The sequence below is a fragment of the Citrobacter sp. Cpo071 genome, from assembly GCF_030332765.1.
Lineage (GTDB): Bacteria > Pseudomonadota > Gammaproteobacteria > Enterobacterales > Enterobacteriaceae > Citrobacter > Citrobacter portucalensis.
Genome location: NZ_JAOWHE010000072.1, coordinates 57,471 through 80,051 on the forward strand (window position 1 = coordinate 57,471; position 22,581 = coordinate 80,051).

Consider the following 22,581-nt stretch of genomic DNA (forward strand, 5'->3'; position numbering starts at 1 on the left):
AGGTCAGAAAAGTTCCTGATAATTCTGAAGATTATTCTGCAACCAGCGGTTCGCCGCAGTGAACACAGCGGTAGGTGGCCTCACCGCGCACAACGCGGTTATGGCGGCGGACGGTCAGTTGGTGCTCCTGACACTTACAGCGGTAAGTAAAGGTCTTGCGCTGCACCGATTGCAGTTCAAACTGATGCGTGCGCCGGGCCGGTACGCCCAGAACGCTTTCCATCATCCATTTCCATTCTTTCCCGTGTGGCGGCACGCGCCCAAAGTGTTTCCACACCAGTAAATGCGCCAGTTCATGGGGCACAACTTCGTTAATGAATGCGTCGACGTTTTCCATCAGCAGGACGGGATTAAGGCGAATTTCATAGGTTTGTAGCCACGCAGTGCCGGCGGCGGTGCCGCGCTGTTGGTAAACCAGCTTTGGCTCCGGGTAATGACGTTCCAGCTTGAGATTGGCCTGGGCGAGTTTTTCCCGCAGGCTACGCATAACGGCTTGCTGGATGGCGATAGGGAGACGGGAGGTTTTCATAACGCCAGAGGATAGTGCGACAGGGAAGGGACTGCAAGAGGAAGGCTTCCTCCCACTGAGGGAGGAAGCCTTTGGTGATTAGTCGTGCGCGCCAATTTCGCGCAGTTTACGACCTTTCATCAGGTTACGCTCAATGTGTTCCAGAGAGACGTTTTTAGTTTCAGGGATCAGCCACAGAGTCAGGAAGATGAACAGTACGTTCAGGCCGCCGTAGACCCAGAAGGTGTTGGCGCTGCCCAGCGAGTTCAGCATCGTCAGGAAGGTTGCGCCGACGATCATGTTGGCAATCCAGTTGGTTGCAGTAGAGCAGGTGATGCCGAAATCGCGGCCTTTCAGCGGCTGGATTTCAGAGCACAGAACCCAAATCAGCGGACCGGCGCTCATGGCAAAGCCAACGATAAACATCAGCAGCATCAGTACTGCGAAGTATTGTGCGGATGCCGAGTGAATACCCACGTGCATCATTGTACCCAGCACGCCCATACCAACAGCCATCACGATAAAGCCAAGAATCAGCGTAGGCTTGCGGCCCCAACGGTCAACCAGGCCAATGGCGATAAAGGTTGCCAGCACGTTGGTCAGACCGACGATAACAGTCCCCCACATCTGCTCGGTGGTGTTGGTGTAGCCCGCCAGCTCAAAGATTTTCGGTGCGTAATACATGATGACGTTCATCCCGGTGAACTGCTGCATTACCTGTAACAGAACGCCAAGGAATACCGCGCGACGGAAGTTGCTGTTTTCTTTAAACAGCGCCCAGCCGCTCTGCTTCACCTGCAGACTTTCACGGATTTCATCCAGCTCGCGTTTGGCTTCTGCGCTGGTGTCACGCAGACGCAACAGGACGCGTTCGGCATCAACAAAACGACGTTTAGCTGCAAACCAACGTGGGCTGTCCGGCAGGAAGATAACGCCGACCAGAAGCAGCAGGGCAGGGATGATGATTACACCCAGCATCCAGCGCCATGCGCCGCTGTAGCTAAAGGCTGTATCGGAAAGATACGCGCCCAAAATACCGATGGTGATCATCAGCTGATACATGGAGATCATGCTGCCACGAATCTTTTCCGGGGCAATTTCAGACAGGTACAGCGGCGCGGTATAAGACGCAACGCCTACAGCCAGGCCGAGCAGCACGCGGGAAACCAGCAGGACTTCAACGTTTGGCGCAGCGGCGGAGAACAGTGAACCCGCAACAAACAAGATCGCACCGATCATCAGGCTTTTTTTGCGTCCCAGTTTGAAGGAGAGCCAACCGCTGCCGACAGCACCTACCGCCGCACCAAACATCATGGAACTCACCACCCATTCCTGAGTGTGCGGGGTAATTTGAAACTCGTCGGTGATGAACGGTAAAGCACCGGCAATAACACCGATATCCAGGCCAAAAAGTAATCCAGCCAGGGCTGCCAGAAAGCAGACAAAAAATGTCATGGCTTTGTTGGAACGCCCCGTTTTTTTATTGTCAGGCATGATGCCCTCCGGTTGGGTAGCTAGTTTTGTTGATGTTAAGGGTAGGTGAGTACGGGGTAAAAAAATGCGAATCACATCACATTAGTGTAATCGCTTACACTGCCATTCATGCTGATTATTGGTTAATTCATTGAAAGTTAACATTATTTATTGGGATTAAATAATGTTGGTCGTCTGAATTTAAGACAATGATGAAATATAATGTAACAGTGATGCAAGTGTGCTGGATAAGAGATGTTAATTCAAGGTAGAGGGAAATATGGTGTGATGTAATCGCTTTCATTTTCATTTAAAGCAATAGTAATCAGCGCGGTTTGGTGATGGATGTGGGAGAGGAAATAGGTATAAAAAAAGACCAGCGCGAGGCTGGTCTTCATAAGCGTTAAGTCTGGTTTAAATTACTTCAGACCGGCAGCGTCGCGCAGCAACTGTGCTTTGTCGGTTTTTTCCCATGGGAAATGTTCGCGACCAAAGTGACCGTAAGCAGCGGTTTCTTTGTAAATCGGGTGCAGCAGATCCAGCATCTGAATCAGGCCATACGGGCGCAGGTCGAAAAACTCACGCACCAGAAGGGTCAGCTGCTCTGAAGGCACTTTTTCAGTACCGAACGTTTCCACCATGATAGATGTCGGTTCTGCCACGCCGATTGCGTAGGAAACCTGAATCTCACAACGGTCAGCCAGGCCTGCGGCAACGATGTTTTTCGCTACGTAACGGGCTGCATAGGCTGCGGAACGGTCAACTTTAGACGGGTCTTTACCAGAGAATGCACCACCGCCGTGACGCGCCATGCCGCCGTAGGTATCAACGATGATTTTACGACCGGTCAGACCGCAGTCGCCCATCGGGCCGCCGATAACGAAACGACCAGTTGGGTTGATGAAGAATTTGGTCGAAGCGGTCAGCCATTCAGTCGGCAGTACCGGCTTGATGATCTCTTCCATAACGGCTTCTTGCAGCGATTTCTGGTCGATATCTTCAGAGTGCTGAGTAGACAGAACAACCGCATCAATACCGACGATTTTGCCGTCGTCATACTGGAAGGTTACCTGGCTTTTGGCATCCGGACGCAGCCAGGATAAGGTGCCGTTTTTACGCACTTCAGCCTGACGCTGCACCAGACGGTGAGCATAGGTAATAGGTGCTGGCATCAGCACGTCGGTTTCGTTGGTTGCATAACCAAACATCAGGCCCTGGTCGCCTGCGCCCTGTTCCAGCGGATCGGCACGGTCAACACCCTGGTTGATGTCCGGAGACTGTTTACCAATCGCGCTCAGTACCGCGCAAGAGTTGGCGTCAAAGCCCATGTCGGAATGCACATAGCCAATTTCGCGAACCGTGTTACGGGTGATCTCTTCGATATCAACCCATGCGCTGGTGGTGATCTCACCGCCAACTAAAACCATACCGGTTTTGACGTAGGTTTCGCAGGCAACGCGTGCTTTTGGATCCTGTTCCAGGATTGCATCCAGCACAGCATCAGAGATTTGGTCAGCGATTTTGTCAGGATGCCCTTCTGATACGGACTCGGACGTAAAAAGGTGTTTTGCCATATTTAATTTCACCTAAGGAGAATTTGGTTAGCTCAAACTGTCGAGTGGAATAGCCATGTGTAGAAGATTCTACCATGAGTCTGCAGATGACGGACACTGGCAGTCTGAGTGTTAATCGGTATAGATGGATTAACATCTGGACGGCTATTTTAGGACAGTTCTTCGCCTGATTTCCAGCTTTTTTTGATTGAGGTCGCATTGTACTGAAAATGTAACTGGAAATTTTTCCTGACGGTGCTGGCAATGTGCATATTTATCTTTTGCATTTTCGTACTGTTGTCGGTATAAAACGCGGCGCGCGGCTCATACAAAAGCACACGACGTTTTCATCGTGTTGCCACTTCCAGCCGGGTTAAAACTTTAGCTTTGGCTTGTGGGTTCGTTCCGTAAGGAGCAACCGTGGAGGTGATACGAGATAATGAACCGTTGTATTCTGCAGAATCTGTCGCACCGTTCTGGTGTACATATGTCCCCCGCAATCTGCATCTCTGCTTTGCATACCTGTCGATGTTATATACACAAAATCATTTATGCTGCGTCGAGGCGGCAAGTGAATGTGTCTCCTGAACGTACGAGTAGTACGTGACTAGGGCAAATGAGCGTAGCCAACAAAGAGGCTGCATGAAGGATGAAGTGTATACCCATCTCGGCGTATCTCAGGACTCAAGAGCCGGTAACGGTCACTAAGAACTGAACAAGGGCGCTCTTGGTAAACAAGAGTTTTCTCGTGGTTTCGCCGAACCGTCAGCATTAAGTTCGGTTACGTGTTTACATTGATATGAAAAAGAAACCGGTCGCACAGTCGGAGCGTCAGCACTATCTGCTGCAAATTCTGCCTGTATTTGGGTTGTTATCGCGTCTTCGGATTGCGATAGTAGTCAACTGTTTTACACTTGTTAATAAAATTGAGGTTCGCTATGTCTGACGACATTTCTTTGGGTTCGCCTTCGTCAGCAGGCGAACACGGTGTACTACGCTCCATGCAGGAGGTTGCAATGAGTTCCCAGGAAGCCAGCAAGATGCTGCGTACTTACAATATTGCCTGGTGGGGTAATAACTACTACGACGTCAATGAACTGGGTCACATCAGCGTGTGCCCGGATCCGGACGTACCCGAAGCGCGCGTTGACCTTGCTGAGTTGGTGAAAGCCCGTGAAGCGCAGGGCCAGCGTTTGCCTGCATTGTTCTGCTTCCCGCAGATCCTGCAACACCGTCTGCGTTCGATTAACGCCGCGTTTAAACGTGCCCGTGAATCTTACGGTTACAACGGTGACTATTTCCTCGTTTACCCGATCAAGGTCAACCAGCACCGCCGCGTGATTGAATCGCTGATCCACTCTGGCGAACCGCTGGGGCTGGAAGCGGGTTCCAAAGCTGAACTGATGGCCGTTCTGGCTCATGCCGGAATGACCCGTAGTGTGATCGTGTGTAACGGTTATAAAGACCGCGAATATATCCGTCTGGCGCTGATTGGCGAGAAGATGGGCCATAAGGTCTATCTGGTCATCGAGAAGATGTCTGAAATTGCAATCGTGCTGGATGAAGCTGAACGCCTGAATGTCGTTCCGCGTCTGGGCGTGCGTGCGCGTCTGGCGTCGCAGGGCTCTGGCAAGTGGCAGTCCTCCGGCGGGGAAAAATCAAAATTCGGCCTGGCGGCAAACCAGGTGCTGCAGCTGGTCGAAATTCTGCGCGAGCGCGGTCGTCTGGACAGCATTCAGTTGCTGCACTTCCACCTTGGCTCGCAGATGGCGAACATTCGTGATATCGCCACCGGCGTACGTGAATCGGCGCGTTTCTACGTTGAGCTGCACAAGCTTGGCGTCAATATCCAGTGCTTCGACGTGGGCGGTGGTCTGGGCGTGGATTACGAAGGTACCCGTTCGCAGTCTGACTGTTCCGTAAACTACGGCCTGAACGAATACGCCAACAACATCATCTGGGCTATTGGCGACGCCTGTGAAGAACACGGTCTGCCGCATCCGACGGTAATCACCGAGTCTGGCCGCGCGGTTACCGCGCACCATACCGTGCTGGTATCTAACATTATCGGCGTTGAGCGTAGCGAACACACAGAAGCAACGCCTCCGGCTGATGATGCGCCGCGTGCTCTGCAAAGTATGTGGGAAACCTGGCAAGAAATGCATGAACCGGGAACTCGCCGTTCGCTGCGTGAATGGCTGCACGACAGCCAGATGGATCTGCACGATATTCACGTTGGTTACTCTTCAGGTACCTTTAGCCTGCAAGAGCGTGCGTGGGCTGAGCAGCTTTATCTGAACATGTGCCATGAAGTGCAGAAACAACTCGACCCGAGCAACCGCGCGCATCGCCCGATTATCGACGAGCTGCAGGAGCGTATGGCGGATAAGATTTACGTCAACTTCTCGCTGTTCCAGTCGATGCCAGATGCGTGGGGGATCGATCAGCTGTTCCCGGTAATGCCGCTGGAAGGACTGAATCAGGTACCTGAGCGCCGCGCGGTGCTGTTGGATATCACCTGTGACTCTGATGGCGCGATCGACCACTACGTTGACGGTGATGGCATTGCGACCACCATGCCGATGCCGGAATATGACCCGGAGAACCCGCCGATGCTGGGCTTCTTTATGGTGGGGGCGTACCAGGAGATCCTCGGCAACATGCACAACCTGTTTGGTGATACCGAAGCGGTTGACGTGTTCGTCTTCCCTGACGGCAGCGTAGAAGTTGAGCTGTCCGACGAAGGGGATACCGTGGCGGATATGCTGCAGTACGTGCAGTTGGATCCGAATACCCTGCTGACGCAGTTCCGTGACCAGGTGAAAAACACCGATCTGGATACCGAGCTGCAGCAACAGTTCCTCGAAGAGTTTGAGGCCGGTCTGTACGGTTATACTTATCTCGAAGACGAGTAATTAAGACATATCTGCTTGAGGGCCGGCTTATTTATATAATCCGGCTCTTTTTTTATTGATGGAATCTGAAATATAGCCACAACCCTTTCTTTTATTTTTTAATACACCTACTGTTGCCGCTGTAATAAATCGGAAACAGAAAGGGAATCGAGATGAAGGGATTAAAGTGGAACGTCTTTTTTGCCGTGATTTTTTTACTTGCTGGTGGGTGTTCTGGGCCAGTACAGTATAGCAGTGCATCTTCGCCAGCTGTAGGCACGGCCTGGGGCGAAGACGTTCGCTCAACGGTAACGGGCGTATCGGTAGAACGTGCGGAGCGCGATCCTGCTGAAGTTATATTAATAAATTACTCCGCAAAGCATTCGACGGGTTACGATAGAGTATACAGCATACGCATTAGTGACTTGGAATATGCCGTTCGCGATGCTAATTTTAATTCCGTACCTATTACCCGTTTTTACAACTCATCAGTTGGCCAATGGCAATATAGGCTTCCTGCCAAAGTAGGGGCAAATTATCAATTATATGTGCGCAATTATAGCCGAGATACAAACTATGAAATCGTGGCGACAGTGGATGGGCTTGATGTACTTAACGGTAAACCTGGTTCGCTGAATAATAGCGGCTATATTGTTAATGCAGGAGATTCACTGGCAATCAAAGGGTTCAGAAAAGACAAGCATACTGAAGCGGCATTTCAGTTTTCCGATGTTTCTGACGCCTACGCCGCTAACTCTGCGCAGGGAGACGTGCGCAACATTGGAGTGATTGGTTTTGCCGCCTTTGCTTTGCAGGGGCCGGCCGTCAAAACACTCCCGCCTTGCTCCGCGCAGGCCTTCCCGGCGGACAGTAATGGTTACGCCCCGCCGCCATGTCGTCAATAACACGCTGCTTGAAGCAGGGAAGTTTTAAGGCGATAATTGCACAAAATGTGTTTTAAAAAATCTAACCCTTCCTCGTCGGGCCTAACGACGCGGAAGGGTTTTTTTATACCGACGAATATGAGGTTTTTGCCATGAGCACCTTAGGTCATCAATACGACAACTCCCTGGTTTCTAACGCCTTTGGTTTTTTACGTCTGCCGATGAACTTCATGCCGTACGACAGCGACGCCGACTGGGTGATCACCGGCGTACCGTTTGATATGGCAACGTCTGGCCGCGCGGGCGGGCGTCATGGTCCGGCGGCGATCCGTCAGGTTTCCACTAACCTGGCGTGGGAGCATAACCGCTTCCCGTGGAACTTCGATATGCGCGAGCGCCTGAACGTGGTGGACTGCGGCGATCTGGTTTATGCCTTCGGTGATGCGCGTGAAATGAGTGAAAAACTGCAGGCTCATGCTGAGAAGCTGCTTTCTGCCGGTAAGCGCATGCTCTCTTTCGGCGGCGACCACTTCGTCACGTTGCCGCTGCTGCGCGCGCACGCAAAACACTTTGGTAAAATGGCGCTGGTGCACTTTGATGCCCACACCGACACCTACGCGAACGGCTGCGAATTCGACCACGGCACCATGTTCTACACTGCGCCAAACGAAGGGCTGATCGATCCGAATCACTCTGTGCAGATTGGTATTCGTACCGAATTCGACAAAGACAATGGCTTTACCGTGCTGGATGCCTGCCAGGTGAACGATCGCAGCGTAGATGACATCATCGCCCAGGTTAAGCAGATTGTCGGTGATATGCCGGTGTATCTGACCTTTGATATCGACTGCCTGGATCCTGCGTTTGCGCCGGGTACCGGTACGCCAGTGATTGGCGGTCTGACTTCTGACCGCGCGATCAAGCTGGTTCGTGGTCTGAAAGATCTGAACATCGTCGGGATGGATGTTGTTGAAGTGGCTCCGGCCTACGATCAGTCAGAGATCACCGCGCTGGCGGCAGCTACGTTGGCTCTGGAAATGCTGTACATCCAGGCAGCGAAAAAAGGCGAGTAAGTTGTTTTGCCGGATGGCGCTAACGCTTATCCGGCCTACAGCTGGTTGATGTTTGTAGGCCGGATATGGCGTTCACGCCGCATCCGGCACGATTAACGGTTATTTGATCCCGTCGGCGCTCATGCGATCGCGAATATGTTGCGCACGTTCTGCGGATGCCGGGTGATCGTCAAACATTGAGCTTTGACGTCCAGCTTCCAGTTTGGCCAGTTTCTCAAAGCTGGTGGCTAAACCTGCCGGATTGATCCCACGTTTGCGCAACAAATCATACGAGTAATCATCCGCCTCGGATTCCTGACGCTGGGAGAACTGCGAGTTCACCAGTTTCTCGCCAAGATCGCCCAGTTGCGACTGCGACAGGCTGCCGACAATGCCGCCAGCGGATGCCGCCGCTGCACGTACGGCGTTGGTACCCAGCGCAACCTGCATACCTTTTTTCACGTGACCCAGCGCGACGTGGCCCATTTCATGGCCGATCACCGCTTCGACTTCGTTGTCGGTCATCATATCCATCAGGCCGCTGTATACGCGGATACAGCCGTTTGCCATGGCAAAGGCATTCACATCTTTCGCCATATAGACTTTGTAGTTCACCGGCTGGCCGTTAATGTTATCGCCAAGCGCGGCGGCGATTTTGCCAAGACGCGTTGCGTACTCGCTGCTGGTCGGGGCGATAGTAGCCTTGCTGTCCATATCTTTACAGGCCTGATCGCTCAGCGCTTTTACCTGAGCATCGCTCAGACTGTAGGCCTGAAAAGCCTCCGCGCCAGAAGAAAGCAGTCCGTTGGAGTCCATGTTCTGGCAGCCGGTCAATGCCGTAGCCATGCTCGTAGCAAGCAGTAAAGCGCGAATTTTCATTTTTTCTCTTCCGCACAAAGTCAGGATTATTCTAAAAATTACGTCGTTTGCAGGTGAACCGACGCTCGGCCTAAGTATAAAGAAAAGAACAATACGCGGGCGAGAAGATTGCGCAACTTGCGCGCATGATCCAGAGATTTCTGAAGCGGCAAAAGGATGCTCCATGTACATGACACGCGGCTTGGGTTACATTGTTGGCACTTTTTTCCGGCGTAGCCCAAAACGCGCTGTCGTCAAGTCGTTAAGGGCTCAGCCTTCATTATCCGATCTGGAGTCAAAATGTCCTCACGTAAAGAGCTTGCCAATGCTATTCGTGCGCTGAGCATGGACGCAGTACAGAAAGCCAAATCCGGTCACCCGGGTGCCCCGATGGGTATGGCTGACATTGCCGAAGTCCTGTGGCGTGATTTCCTGAACCACAACCCGACTAACCCGTCCTGGGCTGACCGTGACCGCTTCGTGCTGTCCAACGGCCACGGCTCCATGCTGATTTATAGCCTGCTGCACCTCACCGGCTACGATCTGCCGATGTCCGAGCTGCAGAACTTCCGTCAGCTGCACTCCAAAACTCCGGGTCACCCGGAAGTGGGTTACACCGCGGGTGTTGAAACCACTACAGGTCCTCTGGGTCAGGGCATTGCGAATGCAGTGGGTATGGCTATCGCTGAAAAAACGCTGGCGGCGCAGTTTAACCGTCCAGGTCACGACATCGTTGACCACTTCACCTATGCTTTCATGGGCGACGGCTGCATGATGGAAGGTATCTCTCACGAGGTATGTTCCCTGGCTGGTACGCTGAAGCTGGGCAAACTGGTTGCGTTCTACGATGACAACGGCATCTCTATCGATGGCCACGTTGAAGGTTGGTTCACCGATGACACCGCGAAGCGTTTTGAAGCTTACGGCTGGCATGTGGTTCGTGGTGTTGATGGCCACGATGCTGACGCGATTAAGCGCGCAGTTGAAGAAGCACGCGCAGTAACCGACAAACCGTCCCTGCTGATGTGCAAAACCATCATCGGTTTCGGTTCTCCGAACAAAGCGGGTACTCACGACTCTCACGGTGCACCGCTGGGCGATGCAGAAATCGCACTGACCCGTGAACAGCTGGGCTGGAAATACGCGCCGTTCGAAATCCCGTCTGAAATCTACGCGCAGTGGGATGCGAAAGAAGCCGGTCAGGCAAAAGAAGCTGCATGGAACGAGAAGTTCGCTGCTTATGCGAAAGCCTACCCGCAGGAAGCGGCTGAATTCACCCGTCGTATGAAAGGTGAAATGCCGTCTGACTTCGACGCCAAAGCGAACGAGTTCATTGCTAAGCTGCAGGCTAATCCGGCGAAAATCGCCAGCCGTAAAGCTTCTCAGAACGCGATTGAAGCCTTCGGTCCTCTGCTGCCTGAATTCCTCGGCGGCTCCGCTGACCTGGCACCGTCTAACCTGACGCTGTGGTCTGGTTCGAAAGCGATTAACGAAGATACTGCCGGTAACTACATCCATTACGGTGTGCGTGAATTCGGTATGACCGCTATCGCGAACGGTATCTCCCTGCACGGTGGTTTCCTGCCGTACACCTCCACCTTCCTGATGTTTGTGGAATATGCCCGTAACGCGGTGCGTATGGCTGCGCTGATGAAACAGCGTCAGGTCATGGTCTACACCCACGACTCCATCGGTCTGGGCGAAGACGGCCCGACTCACCAGCCGGTAGAGCAGGTTGCTTCTCTGCGTGTGACCCCGAACATGAGCACATGGCGTCCGTGTGACCAGGTTGAATCCGCCGTTGCGTGGAAATACGGTGTTGAGCGTCAGGACGGCCCGACCGCGCTGATCCTCTCCCGCCAGAACCTGGCTCAGCAGGAGCGTACCGAAGAGCAGCTGGCAAACATCGCTCGCGGCGGTTACGTGCTGAAAGACTGCGACGGTCAGCCGGAACTGATCTTCATCGCTACCGGTTCTGAAGTTGAGCTGGCTGTGGCTGCGTGGGACAAACTGACTGCCGAAGGCGTGAAGGCTCGCGTGGTTTCCATGCCGTCTACCGACGCGTTCGACAAACAGGATGCCGCTTACCGTGAGTCTGTGCTGCCGAAAGCGGTTTCCGCTCGCGTTGCAGTGGAAGCAGGTATCGCTGACTACTGGTTCAAATATGTGGGCCTGAACGGCGCAATCGTCGGTATGACCACCTTTGGTGAGTCTGCTCCGGCAGAGCTGCTGTTTGAAGAGTTCGGCTTCACCGTAGATAACGTTGTCGCGAAAGCTAAAGAACTGCTGTAATTTCGATTACAGGTGAAAACGGGGCGCTCAGGCGGCCCGTTTTTTTTGCTTTTCCGCAACGCGCCGCGCGTTGCGCAATCGCACGGCGCAGTCTGCTATCCAGACCGTCTGCGGCATCATTGAAGGGTTCCGGGACTCGGACCTCGCGCTGGTGATTAGATGTAGGTTAGGGGGCTTTCTGATTTAAATCAGGGTGTGTAACACGACAACGAAATAATTTTGCTACGGTTATTCGTCATTCTGGAATATGGAATAAATTTAGCGTTGAAGGGCGTTAAAATGTGACGCAAGTCAGATAACTGTGTTCTGTTGCTGGACAATCATTCCTTTTATTCCGCGTTTCGCTTATTCTAGCTGAAGCGTTTCAGTCGATTAAATGTTCGACAATTAATCAATTAGTCGCAGTTTGCGACAGGTAAGGTTTCCCTGAGCGATTTGCTGCATTACTCTGTCTGCCACATCGTTTCTGAGAAATCCTTGCAGGAGACCTATGACCGTACGCGTAGCGATTAATGGTTTCGGTCGCATCGGACGCAACGTGGTTCGTGCTTTGTATGAATCCGGGCGTCGGGCGGAAATCACCGTGGTGGCAATCAACGAACTTGCGGATGCTGCAGGCATGGCGCATTTGTTGAAATATGACACCAGCCATGGACGTTTTGCCTGGGATGTTCGTCAGGAACGTGACCAGCTCATCGTTGGCGATGACGCTATCCGCATTCTGCATGAGCGAACACTCGATGCACTTCCATGGCGCGAACTGGGTGTCGACATCGTGCTGGATTGTACGGGGGTCTTCGGCAATCGCGAACACGGCGAGGCGCATATTGCCGCTGGTGCAAAAAAAGTGCTCTTTTCACATCCTGGTAGTCACGACATCGACGCAACCGTTGTGTATGGCGTTAATCAGGATCAGCTGCGCGCTGAGCACCGGATCGTTTCCAACGCTTCCTGCACCACGAATTGCATAATACCCGTCATTAAATTGCTGGATGATGCTTACGGCATTGAGTCTGGTACCGTCACCACGATCCACTCCGCGATGCACGATCAGCAGGTTATTGATGCTTATCATCCTGACCTGCGTCGCACGCGAGCGGCCAGCCAGTCGATTATTCCGGTTGATACCAAACTGGCGGCGGGCATCACGCGAATTTTCCCGCAGTTTAACGATCGTTTTGAAGCGATAGCGGTGCGTGTACCGACCATAAATGTGACGGCGATCGACTTAAGCGTGACGGTGAAAAAACCAGTAAAAGCCAGTGAAGTCAACCAGTTGCTGCAAAAAGCAGCACAAGGTGCATTTCATGGTATAGTTGACTATACGGAATTACCGTTGGTCTCTGTAGATTTTAACCACGACCCGCACAGCGCCATCGTTGATGGTACGCAAACGCGTGTGAGTGGCGCTCACCTGATCAAAACGCTGGTCTGGTGTGATAATGAATGGGGCTTTGCTAACCGTATGCTCGACACTACGTTAGCGATGGCTGCTATTGGTTTCAGGCTCGACGCTTGAGCGTCGACAAAACTTTATGAATCAACGAGAGGATTCACCATGTCTGTAATTAAGATGACCGATCTGGATCTGGCTGGTAAACGCGTTTTTATCCGTGCGGACCTGAACGTACCAGTTAAAGAAGGGAAAGTAACCAGCGATGCGCGTATCCGTGCTTCTCTGCCGACCATCGAACTGGCCCTGAAACAGGGTGCGAAAGTGATGGTAACTTCCCACCTGGGTCGTCCTACCGAAGGCGAGTACAACGAAGAATTCTCTCTGCTGCCGGTTGTTAACTACCTGAAAGACAAACTGTCTGCTCCGGTTCGCCTGGTAAAAGATTACCTGGACGGCGTTGAAGTCGCTGCCGGTGAACTGGTGGTTCTGGAAAACGTTCGCTTCAACAAAGGCGAGAAGAAAGACGACGAAGCACTGTCCAAAAAATATGCTGCGCTGTGCGACGTATTCGTAATGGATGCTTTCGGTACCGCTCACCGTGCACAGGCTTCTACTCACGGTATCGGTAAATTCGCTGATGTAGCTTGCGCAGGCCCGCTGCTGGCTGCTGAGCTGGATGCGCTGGGTAAAGCACTGAAAGAACCTGCTCGTCCGATGGTTGCTATCGTTGGCGGTTCTAAAGTTTCCACCAAACTGACCGTTCTGGATTCTCTGTCAAAAATCGCTGACCAGCTGATCGTTGGCGGTGGTATCGCGAACACCTTCGTTGCCGCTCAAGGCCACAACGTGGGTAAATCCCTGTACGAAGCTGACCTGGTTGACGAAGCTAAGCGTCTGCTGACCACTTGCGACATCCCGGTCCCGACTGACGTTCGCGTAGCGACTGAATTCTCTGAAACTGCACCGGCTACTCTGAAGTCCGTTAGCGATGTGAAAGAAGACGAGCAGATCCTGGACATCGGCGACGCTTCTGCACAGCAGCTGGCTGACATCCTGAAAAATGCGAAAACCATTCTGTGGAATGGCCCGGTTGGCGTGTTCGAATTCCCGAACTTCCGCAAAGGTACTGAAATCGTTGCTAACGCTATCGCAGACAGCGAAGCGTTCTCTATCGCAGGCGGCGGTGACACCCTGGCAGCAATCGACCTGTTCGGCATTGCTGACAAAATCTCCTACATCTCCACTGGCGGCGGCGCTTTCCTCGAATTCGTGGAAGGTAAAGTATTGCCAGCAGTAGCGATGCTCGAAGAGCGCGCTAAAAAGTAAGCATTTAATGGGCAGGGAAACCTGCCCAATTATTAGCGCGCTTTAGAGCGCGCGCCCTTTCCAAGGCCGAAGATACAGGATTCGTAATATGTCTAAAATTTTTGATTTCGTAAAACCAGGCGTAATCACTGGTGATGACGTACAGAAAGTTTTCCAGGTAGCAAAAGAAAACAACTTTGCCCTGCCAGCTGTTAACTGCGTTGGTACCGACTCCATCAACGCCGTTCTGGAAACCGCTGCAAAAGTTAAAGCGCCGGTAATCGTACAGTTCTCCAACGGTGGTGCTTCTTTCATCGCGGGTAAAGGCGTGAAGTCTGACGTTCCTCAGGGCGCTGCAATCCTGGGTGCTATCTCTGGTGCGCATCACGTTCACCAGATGGCTGAACACTACGGTGTTCCGGTTATCCTGCACACTGACCACTGCGCGAAGAAACTGCTGCCGTGGATCGACGGTCTGCTGGACGCGGGTGAAAAACACTTCGCAGCAACCGGCAAACCGCTGTTCTCTTCTCACATGATCGACCTGTCTGAAGAGTCTCTGGAAGAGAACATCGAAATCTGCTCCAAATACCTGGCGCGCATGTCCAAAATGGGCATGACCCTGGAAATCGAACTGGGTTGCACCGGTGGCGAAGAAGACGGCGTGGACAACAGCCACATGGACGCTTCTGCACTGTACACCCAGCCGGAAGACGTTGATTACGCATACACCGAGCTGAGCAAAATCAGCCCGCGTTTCACCATCGCAGCTTCCTTCGGTAACGTTCACGGCGTTTACAAGCCGGGTAACGTTGTTCTGACCCCGACCATCCTGCGCGACTCTCAGGACTATGTTTCTAAGAAACATAACCTGCCGCACAACAGCCTGAACTTCGTCTTCCACGGCGGTTCCGGTTCTACTGCTCAGGAAATCAAAGACTCCGTAAGCTACGGCGTAGTGAAAATGAACATCGACACCGATACCCAATGGGCTACCTGGGAAGGCGTTCTGAACTACTACAAAGCGAACGAAGCTTACCTGCAGGGCCAGCTGGGCAACCCGAAAGGCGAAGATCAGCCGAACAAGAAATACTACGATCCGCGCGTATGGCTGCGTGCTGGTCAGGCAACCATGATCACCCGTCTGGAACAGGCTTTCAAAGAACTGAACGCGGTTGACGTTCTGTAATTTACGCCATTCTACGTGACATGAGGCCCGCAAATGCGGGCCTTTTTTATTGCCATTTCAATATGCTGCTGGCAGAGAATTCTGTGATCTGTTTGGCAAAATACAGGTTTATTGTTTACCCTTGTCAGATTGCCAGTCCCGTTGGGACGGCTTTATTTTTCCCATTTGGGTAAGCAAAAAAGGAATATTGAATGGAAGATTTGAATGTTGTCGACAGCATAAATGGTGCGGGCACCTGGCTGGTCCGCAATCAGGAGCTGCTGTTAAGCTATGCCGTCAACATCGTTGCGGCCATCGCCATTGTCATTATCGGTATGATTGTGGCGCGCATCGTATCAAACACCGTTAACCGCCTGATGGTGGCACGTAAAATTGATGCAACCGTTGCTGACTTCCTCTCCGCACTGGTGCGCTACGGGATTATCGCGTTCACGCTGATTGCCGCTCTGGGTCGCGTTGGGGTACAAACCGCTTCTGTGATTGCCGTTCTCGGTGCCGCAGGTTTAGCCGTTGGTCTGGCGCTGCAAGGTTCGCTGTCCAACCTCGCCGCTGGCGTGCTGCTGGTGATGTTCCGTCCGTTCCGCGCAGGTGAGTATGTAGACCTCGGCGGCGTAGCGGGAACCGTACTCAACGTGCAGATTTTCTCCACGACTATGCGTACCGTAGACGGTAAGATTGTTGTGATCCCAAACGGTAAAATCATTGCCGGGAACATCATTAACTTCTCTCGTGAGCCGGTTCGTCGTAACGAATTTATCATCGGCGTGGCTTACGACTCCGATATCGATCAGGTGAAAAAAATCCTCACCGATATCATTCAGTCTGACGAGCGTATCCTTAAAGATCGTGAAATGACGGTGCGCCTGAATGAGCTGGGCGCTTCCTCGATTAATTTTGTGGTACGCGTCTGGAGCAACAGTAGCGATCTGCAAAGCGTCTACTGGGACGTACTGGAGCGTATTAAACGCGAGTTTGACGCCAACGGTATCAGCTTCCCGTACCCGCAGATGGATGTGAACTTCAAGCGTGTGAAAGAGAGCGCGGCAGAGTAATCGCGTGCCCGGTGGCGCTATCGCTTACCGGGCCCGCAGGTTTTGTAGGCCGGATAAGGCGTCAGCCGTCATCCGGCATTTCCCCCCCCTTGGTATTAATTCTTCTTATCCCTGATTAAAATTATCCATTTCCGCTAATGTTTTCCCCGCGCTATAGTCTGCTCCTAAGAGAAACAGTTCGGGATGATTAACGTGTTATCGTATTATTTTCAAGGGCTTGCACTTGGTGCGGCTATGATACTTCCGCTCGGTCCGCAAAACGCCTTCGTGATGAATCAGGGGATCCGTCGCCAGTATCACATCATGATTGCTTTACTCTGCGCTATCAGCGACTTAGTGCTGATTTGCGCGGGGATCTTTGGCGGTAGCGCCTTGCTGATGCAGTCACCATGGCTGATGGCGCTTGTCACCTGGGGTGGGGTGGCATTTTTACTCTGGTACGGTTTCGGGGCGTTAAAAACGGCGATGAGCAGTAACCTGGAACTGGCCAGCGCCGAGGTGATGAAGCAGGGACGCTGGAAAATTATCGCTACTATGCTGGCGGTGACATGGCTCAATCCCCATGTTTACCTGGATACCTTTGTGGTGCTTGGGAGTCTGGGAGGCCAACTGGACGTTGAGCCTAAGCGCTGGTTTGCGCTGGGCACCGTCAGCGCTTCGTTCCTGTGGTTCTTCGGCCTGGCATTGCTGGCGGCCTGGCTCGCTCCGCGTTTGCGCACTGCTAAAGCACAGCGGATCATCAATACCCTGGTAGGATTGGTGATGTGGTTTATCGCTTTTCAGTTGGCAAAAGAAGGTGTTGCGCACGTTCATGCGTTGTTCAACTAAGTGTTGTCTGATGGACAACGCAGCGAGATCGGCTAAGCTTGCCTGCATGTGCCCTGAGTTTCGGGGTAATTAATGAAACATGGAGGAACGACCGTGAAGTTCAAAATAATGGCCCTGGCGGCATTAGTCGGATTCAGCGCACTATCGGTACAGGCAAATGAGTTGCCAAATGGACCGCACATCGTGACTTCCGGAACGGCAAGCGTGGATGCGACACCAGACATCGCTACTCTGGCGATTGAAGTGAACGTAGCTGCAAAGGATGCGGCTTCAGCGAAGAAGCAGGCTGATGAGCGCGTGGCGCAATATCTGTCCTTCCTTGAACAGAACCAGATAGCGAAGAAAGATATTAGCGCGGCAAACCTGCGCACCCAGCCGGACTACGACTACCAGAATGGTAAAAGCGTCCTTAAAGGCTATCGTGCGGTACGTACCGTTGAGGTCACGCTGCGTCAGTTGGACAAACTCAACGCGCTGCTTGATGGTGCGCTGAAGGCCGGTCTGAATGAGATCCGTTCGGTATCGCTTGGCGTTGCCCAGCCGGATACTTACAAAGATAAAGCGCGTAAAGCAGCAATTGATGATGCTATTCATCAGGCTGAGCAGTTAGCTGCGGGCTTTAACAGCAAATTGGGGCCCGTTTACAGCGTGCGTTACCACGTTTCCAATTATCAACCGAGCCCGATGGTACGGATGATGAAAGCAGATGCAGCGCCTGCGACATCCGCTCAGGAAACCTACGAACAGCCGGTTATTCAGTTTGACGATCAGGTTGATGTGGTCTTCCAGATTGAGCCGACGGCGGGGCAGCAACAGCACGAGACAGTAACCAATACGCAGTGATTATTAAGATCTTTTGGCCCGGCGAATTCGCCGGGTTATAGTAGTACAGGTGGATGGTCTTCTCCGACTTCGGTAACGGATCTAGATGCGCCGCCGTCAGCCCGCACCCGCCCAGCCAGGTGCAGCTTTCGTTACGGTGTGCCATTACCCATAGATTGCCCTCTAGTCGGTTCCCATCCCGGTAGAACTAGATTACTTCTGGCTTTGTACCCGGACTGTCGTGCCGCCATGTACTGCAGCGTTCAACTTCCCCGCCATTTACGGCGCGATGAGTCAGTCAGACTCAAAGTAATGCCAAAAGGTGACCTGCGCGTCATCCTCGCTGCGGATTTTAAGTTCCTCCGGCGCTGCGACCATCTTTACAAATCCGGACAATACAACCAAGTGTCAAAAACTTATACTTTTCAACACAGGATCACCGCCATTGATGGCAGAAAATTTGAGTTTAAATTTATTTTTTTCGCCCGACTTATATTCTACTTCACAGGATAGATAATAATTCATCTCTTTGATGTTGATACCTTTAACCCATGTATCAACATCATTAACAATAAACGTGGTCATTGAACCGTAGAAATGTCGACTCATGTCCATTTTTTTATTATATGTTCTACTCTGTCAGATGATTTTTTTTGAGAATTGGAATTAGTACTAAAATTATTATAATGCCACTTTAAATCCAAAGCTATGTTAATACATTTTTTTTTATCATTGTAAATGCAAATAGCACTCCATATAAAAGCAAATAAACCAGCAATAGATAACATTTTCAAACTCTTAATTGCAAACCCTATATCAAAAACTAAAGGGTCGTGACTGGTGTAATTTACAATGGCTACTATCGCAACAGTGGTTAAAGATAAAGATAATACGGTTATTGTATACAACGCAATAAGATAGGTAATATTAATCTTATGTTCTTTTTTAAATAGTGACACTATATTCACTTTTTATCGTCCTTGCTATTAACTTTCTCGACGTTATCGCCGACACCTTCCGAAACAAGTCCAGAAACATAATCACCAAATATGTTGGATAAAACAGGAACTTTCCCCAACAATCCACTTACTGTTGTGCCCAGCCCCGCACCCGTAACAGCTCCAGGAGTAGCTCCCTTATTAAGGTAAGTTGTACCCATGGCTATTAGGCTGTTCTCTATAATCGATCGACCTGGTGATAAAGCACCTGACAGACTAGCCCAAAACATATCTTTGTAATTAATTTTCCCACTTTCCATATATTGATATGTCAAATTAGCCAGACATGAAACAGAACTATTAGAGAGAATTTTACCTGCTGATGCTGCAGGTCCAAAAATGGCTGAAAGTGAAACAAGTGGCGCACCAGTCACCCACCCAAATACATATTCTGATAAAGGATTGTACATTCCTCGCATTTTAGAAAAATCATTTAGTGTTGATTGTCGTTCGCTTTCGGGTAAAGAAGCTACTGAGTCAACCCCGTGGAATGTTCCTTCCATTGCAGGGCCAAACAAAGTGCCAAAACTTGTTGGAGACAATCCCATAGGATCCGTAACTGCGATCGGATTTAATGGATATGTATAAAGATTCCATCCCCCCTCCAGCCCAATCGGGTCCTGGGTGATATACCGCCCCAGTCCCGGATTGTAGTACCGGTGGCGGTTGTAGTGCAGTCCGGATTCGTCATCATACTGCTGGCCCGGCAGGCGGATAAGCTGTTGCAGATTATGTGGATTATCTTCCCGCAGCACGTTGCCCCATTCGTCATATTCCGCGCGCCAGCTGATGGCGCCGTCCTGGCGTATCAGCGCCAGCGGCAGGCCCCGGTGGTCGCAGTGGTAAAGGTGGATTTTACGCAACGACATATGAATCGATATTGGCTAACTTACCTTTCATTTATTTATCTTTCCCTTCTTAATAAAAACTGACGGTTGAGGATCTGTTCTTCCCCCTTAATTTCTAAAGAAAAAGATGATGCTCCAAAGAACATATAGCCATCATGAATGTTTGTATCTATGCGCCACAAAAAATAATCATTTGCAATGGGAGAGTATATCTTCTTCTTAATGATACTGTTAATATATAGTCCCGAGGCATCACCGGAAAACTGGCTGTTTTTGGTGTTTCCCCAATTAATTGATATTTTTAAATCCGTAACCTCATGAAAGATTAATAAAGCTCTGGATATGACGAACGATATTTCATCATTCTCATTTTTAATCCATTTTTGTATGTAATCAATATCTAATGCCACGTCTGAAGAAAACTCTCCAGGATCAGAGTAAAAGACAATCCCATGAATCAAATTATCATGGAAGGAGTTTTCATCAAAATTAGTAAACATCATTGTCTCCAATCCAATTTATCAGGGTAAACCACACCCACCAAAAACATGTTTCTGAGGGTAACATTTACATGTTTTAGGGTTCTGGTTATTAACGTCATAATGCCAATGTACAGGACTACCAGTCGAAAACATACAACCATGAGCACCATCCGCTAATCCTCTCCCCTCATGTCGTTCTATGTGTACATCTATATTGTATTTCTCTCCAGCGGGAGGTGTACATGGTGGGCATTCATCTTCCTTACTTTCGCTAAGTGTGTTGTTCAACCACTTAGTTAATGCCCTGGCGGCTCTTTCGTTAAGCTCACCTGTTGCACTGGAAATGCCAGGAGCAGGAACAGGTGGAAATGGAATCACATTAAGGCCCAATGGGTCTATATATCCTAGTGGGTCCAACGGATACTGGTACAGGTTCCATCCCCCCTCCAGCCCAATCGGATCCTGGGTGTTATACCGTCCCAGTCCCGGATTGTAGTACCGGTGGCGGTTGTAGTGCAGTCCGGATTCGTCGTCATACTGCTGGCCCGGCAGGCGTATCAGCTATTGCAGATTGTGCGGATTATCTTCCCGCTCCACGTTGCCCCAGACATCGTATTCCGCTTGCCAGCTATAAAGCTTTAATGGGGTACTAACACCAGGCTCCCGCGGGTATACAGGCACAGGTGAAACTGTGCTTTTGGCAATCAGACCATTATCTGCGCTTCGGAAAAACCGGCTATCGAGGCTGTAACTTATTTTTACTTACTGTGATTGTTTTTCTCTTTTTCATCAATCTTCTTTGCCTTGCGCATTGCCCATTCACCTATGCCAAATATTACTCCAAAAAGCAGCCCATCTTTGAGGGAAGAAATAAAATCACTCCAAAAGTCAAAGTTAAATACACCTGTCTTTACGCCAATTAAAGCCGTTATACCAATGCGGACAATATAAAGTACGACTGATAATGCCACAAAATACCTTATTACAAATATAATAATAAATCCCAATGGATTTCGTTCAATATCCATTTCACTCTCCTGACTCATTAAGTTTTTCATTAGCTTTGCTTGTGGCTACTTCAGTTACAACTGCTCCACCAGCCGTTGCAATAGTTCCATTAGCCACTGTTCCAACTCCTTTTCCTGTTCCATATCCCATTATTGAACCAAACACAGTAGAAGCAATACCCTCAGCCGTTTGTACTGTTCCTTTAATTGCACTACTTACCGAGTAGCCCGCAACATTTATACCTGTTGTTGCCACCACACCTCGGCCTTCGGTCAGAATTCCCACATTTGTTGCTACGTATACATCACTAAAGCTAAAATCCCCACCGTTCCATATTTGATTTAAAGCATTAGCCCCTCCAGTTAACGCACCAGACATAGCTAAAGGTGCAGAGAGGCAGGCAACTGCAGCCACAGATGCATAAGAGGCGGACCCGTATATCCAGCCTTCTATATATTGTTTCGCCTCTTTTGGTAGATCTCCTTGTGCCATATGTTTAAGTGCCGCATTAATGTTTTCGGGAGATTCACCCTGCTCCGTCATTGATATACCTAATGTTCCAGCTGATTGCCCGTAATGATTCCATCCGGCTCCAAATCCGGCTCCAGAATACGCAGAAAATCCAGCCAGTCCCAGCGGATCTATATTTACAACCGGATTGAGTGGGTAGGTATACGGGTTTAATCCCCCCATCAGCCCTATCGGATCCTGGGTGATATACCTTCCCATCCCCGGATTGTAGTACCGGTGGCGGTTGTAGTGCAGCCCCGACTCCTCGTCATACTGCTGGCCCGGCAGGCGGATAAGCTGTTGCAGATTGTGCGGATTATCTTCCCGCAGTACGTTGCCCCATTCGTCATACTCCGCGCGCCAGCTGATGGCGCCGTCCTGGCTTATCAGCGCCAGCGGCAGGCCCCGGTGGTCGCAGTGGTACAGATGCAGCGTCCTTTCCGGGACCGGCAACGGCTCCATCTGCGCCGCCATCTGTTCCGGCGTCAGGCCGCACCCGGCCAGCCACTGGCGGTTTTCATCGCTGATAACCCCGGCGCGCAGCTCTCCTTCCAGGCGGTCAAGCATGTTCACCAGTACTGGTGGGAGCACCACGCCAGCGCCATCCTCGCTGCCTTCCTGCCGGAGTT

Annotated in this window: 19 protein-coding genes and 3 pseudogenes; 12 read left to right on the plus strand and 10 right to left on the minus strand. The window is 51.0% G+C overall.

Annotated features, from left to right (window positions below; genetic code table 11):
• Positions 1–31: 31 nt before the first annotated feature.
• The 3 genes from OGY09_RS06825 to metK form a co-directional block, all read right to left on the minus strand.
• Complete coding sequence (locus OGY09_RS06825) at positions 32–529, minus strand: SprT family zinc-dependent metalloprotease (RefSeq protein ID WP_032944923.1); 498 nt, start codon at positions 527–529, stop codon at positions 32–34.
• Between the two features lie 78 nt (positions 530–607).
• Complete coding sequence (gene galP / locus OGY09_RS06830; protein WP_008785766.1) at positions 608–2,002, minus strand: galactose/proton symporter; 1,395 nt, start codon at positions 2,000–2,002, stop codon at positions 608–610.
• Between the two features lie 398 nt (positions 2,003–2,400).
• Positions 2,401–3,555, minus strand: coding sequence for a methionine adenosyltransferase (metK, locus tag OGY09_RS06835; protein ID WP_020996311.1), 1,155 nt, complete (start codon positions 3,553–3,555; stop codon positions 2,401–2,403).
• A 418-nt stretch (positions 3,556–3,973) separates the two neighbouring features.
• Between metK and yqgG the strand changes: the two are divergent.
• The 5 genes and pseudogenes from yqgG to speB form a co-directional block, all read left to right on the plus strand.
• Positions 3,974–4,075 (plus strand): annotated as a pseudogene (gene yqgG / locus OGY09_RS06840) (small protein YqgG); the annotation flags it as partial.
• 258 nt (positions 4,076–4,333) lie between these two features.
• Positions 4,334–4,480, plus strand: a complete 147-nt coding sequence (gene yqgB, locus OGY09_RS06845; RefSeq protein ID WP_071692618.1) for an acid stress response protein YqgB — start codon at positions 4,334–4,336, stop codon at positions 4,478–4,480.
• Entirely contained in the window at positions 4,473–6,449 is a 1,977-nt protein-coding gene (gene speA, locus OGY09_RS06850) for a biosynthetic arginine decarboxylase (protein WP_071692619.1), read from the plus strand. Before yqgB ends, speA begins: the two co-directional genes overlap by 8 nt.
• Before the next feature lie 152 nt (positions 6,450–6,601).
• Complete coding sequence (locus OGY09_RS06855) at positions 6,602–7,333, plus strand: hypothetical protein (RefSeq protein ID WP_204191855.1); 732 nt, start codon at positions 6,602–6,604, stop codon at positions 7,331–7,333.
• A 131-nt stretch (positions 7,334–7,464) separates the two neighbouring features.
• Complete coding sequence (gene speB, locus OGY09_RS06860; RefSeq protein ID WP_003027056.1) at positions 7,465–8,385, plus strand: agmatinase; 921 nt, start codon at positions 7,465–7,467, stop codon at positions 8,383–8,385.
• 99 nt (positions 8,386–8,484) lie between these two features.
• On the opposite strand, the gene loiP is transcribed toward speB, so the two are convergent.
• Positions 8,485–9,243, minus strand: coding sequence for a metalloprotease LoiP (gene loiP / locus OGY09_RS06865; protein ID WP_275399141.1), 759 nt, complete (start codon positions 9,241–9,243; stop codon positions 8,485–8,487).
• Positions 9,244–9,522: 279 nt separating this feature from the next.
• Between loiP and tkt the strand changes: the two genes are divergently transcribed.
• The 7 genes from tkt (at position 9,523) to OGY09_RS06900 (ending at position 18,127) form a co-directional block, all read left to right on the plus strand.
• Entirely contained in the window at positions 9,523–11,514 is a 1,992-nt protein-coding gene (gene tkt / locus OGY09_RS06870) for a transketolase (RefSeq protein ID WP_003825453.1), read from the plus strand.
• A gap of 490 nt (positions 11,515–12,004) precedes the next feature.
• Positions 12,005–13,033, plus strand: a complete 1,029-nt coding sequence (gene epd, locus OGY09_RS06875; RefSeq protein WP_008785759.1) for an erythrose-4-phosphate dehydrogenase — start codon at positions 12,005–12,007, stop codon at positions 13,031–13,033.
• Positions 13,034–13,072: 39 nt separating this feature from the next.
• Complete coding sequence (gene pgk / locus OGY09_RS06880; protein ID WP_003027032.1) at positions 13,073–14,236, plus strand: phosphoglycerate kinase; 1,164 nt, start codon at positions 13,073–13,075, stop codon at positions 14,234–14,236.
• Positions 14,237–14,324: 88 nt separating this feature from the next.
• Positions 14,325–15,404: a class II fructose-bisphosphate aldolase gene (gene fbaA / locus OGY09_RS06885; protein WP_003027029.1), complete on the plus strand. Its 1,080-nt coding sequence runs from the start codon at positions 14,325–14,327 to the stop codon at positions 15,402–15,404.
• Positions 15,405–15,595: 191 nt separating this feature from the next.
• Complete coding sequence (locus tag OGY09_RS06890; protein ID WP_003825461.1) at positions 15,596–16,456, plus strand: small-conductance mechanosensitive channel MscS; 861 nt, start codon at positions 15,596–15,598, stop codon at positions 16,454–16,456.
• 192 nt (positions 16,457–16,648) lie between these two features.
• A complete protein-coding gene (gene argO / locus OGY09_RS06895; protein ID WP_003027005.1) occupies positions 16,649–17,284 on the plus strand; it encodes an arginine exporter ArgO in 636 nt (211 codons plus the stop codon).
• A gap of 93 nt (positions 17,285–17,377) precedes the next feature.
• Positions 17,378–18,127: an oxidative stress defense protein gene (locus OGY09_RS06900; protein WP_032944917.1), complete on the plus strand. Its 750-nt coding sequence runs from the start codon at positions 17,378–17,380 to the stop codon at positions 18,125–18,127.
• A 584-nt stretch (positions 18,128–18,711) separates the two neighbouring features.
• Here the strand turns inward: OGY09_RS06900 and OGY09_RS06905 are convergent.
• The 6 genes and pseudogenes from OGY09_RS06905 to OGY09_RS25390 all read right to left on the minus strand — a co-directional run.
• Positions 18,712–19,074: a hypothetical protein gene (locus OGY09_RS06905; RefSeq protein WP_032944916.1), complete on the minus strand. Its 363-nt coding sequence runs from the start codon at positions 19,072–19,074 to the stop codon at positions 18,712–18,714.
• A pseudogene (locus OGY09_RS25380) lies at positions 19,071–19,967 on the minus strand (RHS repeat-associated core domain-containing protein); the annotation flags it as partial. The gene OGY09_RS06905 and the pseudogene OGY09_RS25380, both read right to left, overlap by 4 nt.
• A gap of 41 nt (positions 19,968–20,008) precedes the next feature.
• Positions 20,009–20,455: a hypothetical protein gene (locus OGY09_RS06915; protein ID WP_164079425.1), complete on the minus strand. Its 447-nt coding sequence runs from the start codon at positions 20,453–20,455 to the stop codon at positions 20,009–20,011.
• 18 nt (positions 20,456–20,473) lie between these two features.
• Positions 20,474–21,064, minus strand: a pseudogene (locus OGY09_RS25385) (RHS repeat-associated core domain-containing protein); the annotation flags it as partial.
• A gap of 128 nt (positions 21,065–21,192) precedes the next feature.
• Positions 21,193–21,462 (minus strand): hypothetical protein, encoded by a 270-nt coding sequence (locus OGY09_RS06925; RefSeq protein WP_032944913.1) that lies wholly within the window; start codon positions 21,460–21,462, stop codon positions 21,193–21,195.
• 1 nt (position 21,463) lies between these two features.
• Positions 21,464–22,581: RHS repeat-associated core domain-containing protein (locus tag OGY09_RS25390; protein ID WP_502873201.1), on the minus strand; the 1,118-nt coding region annotated here is incomplete at its 5' end.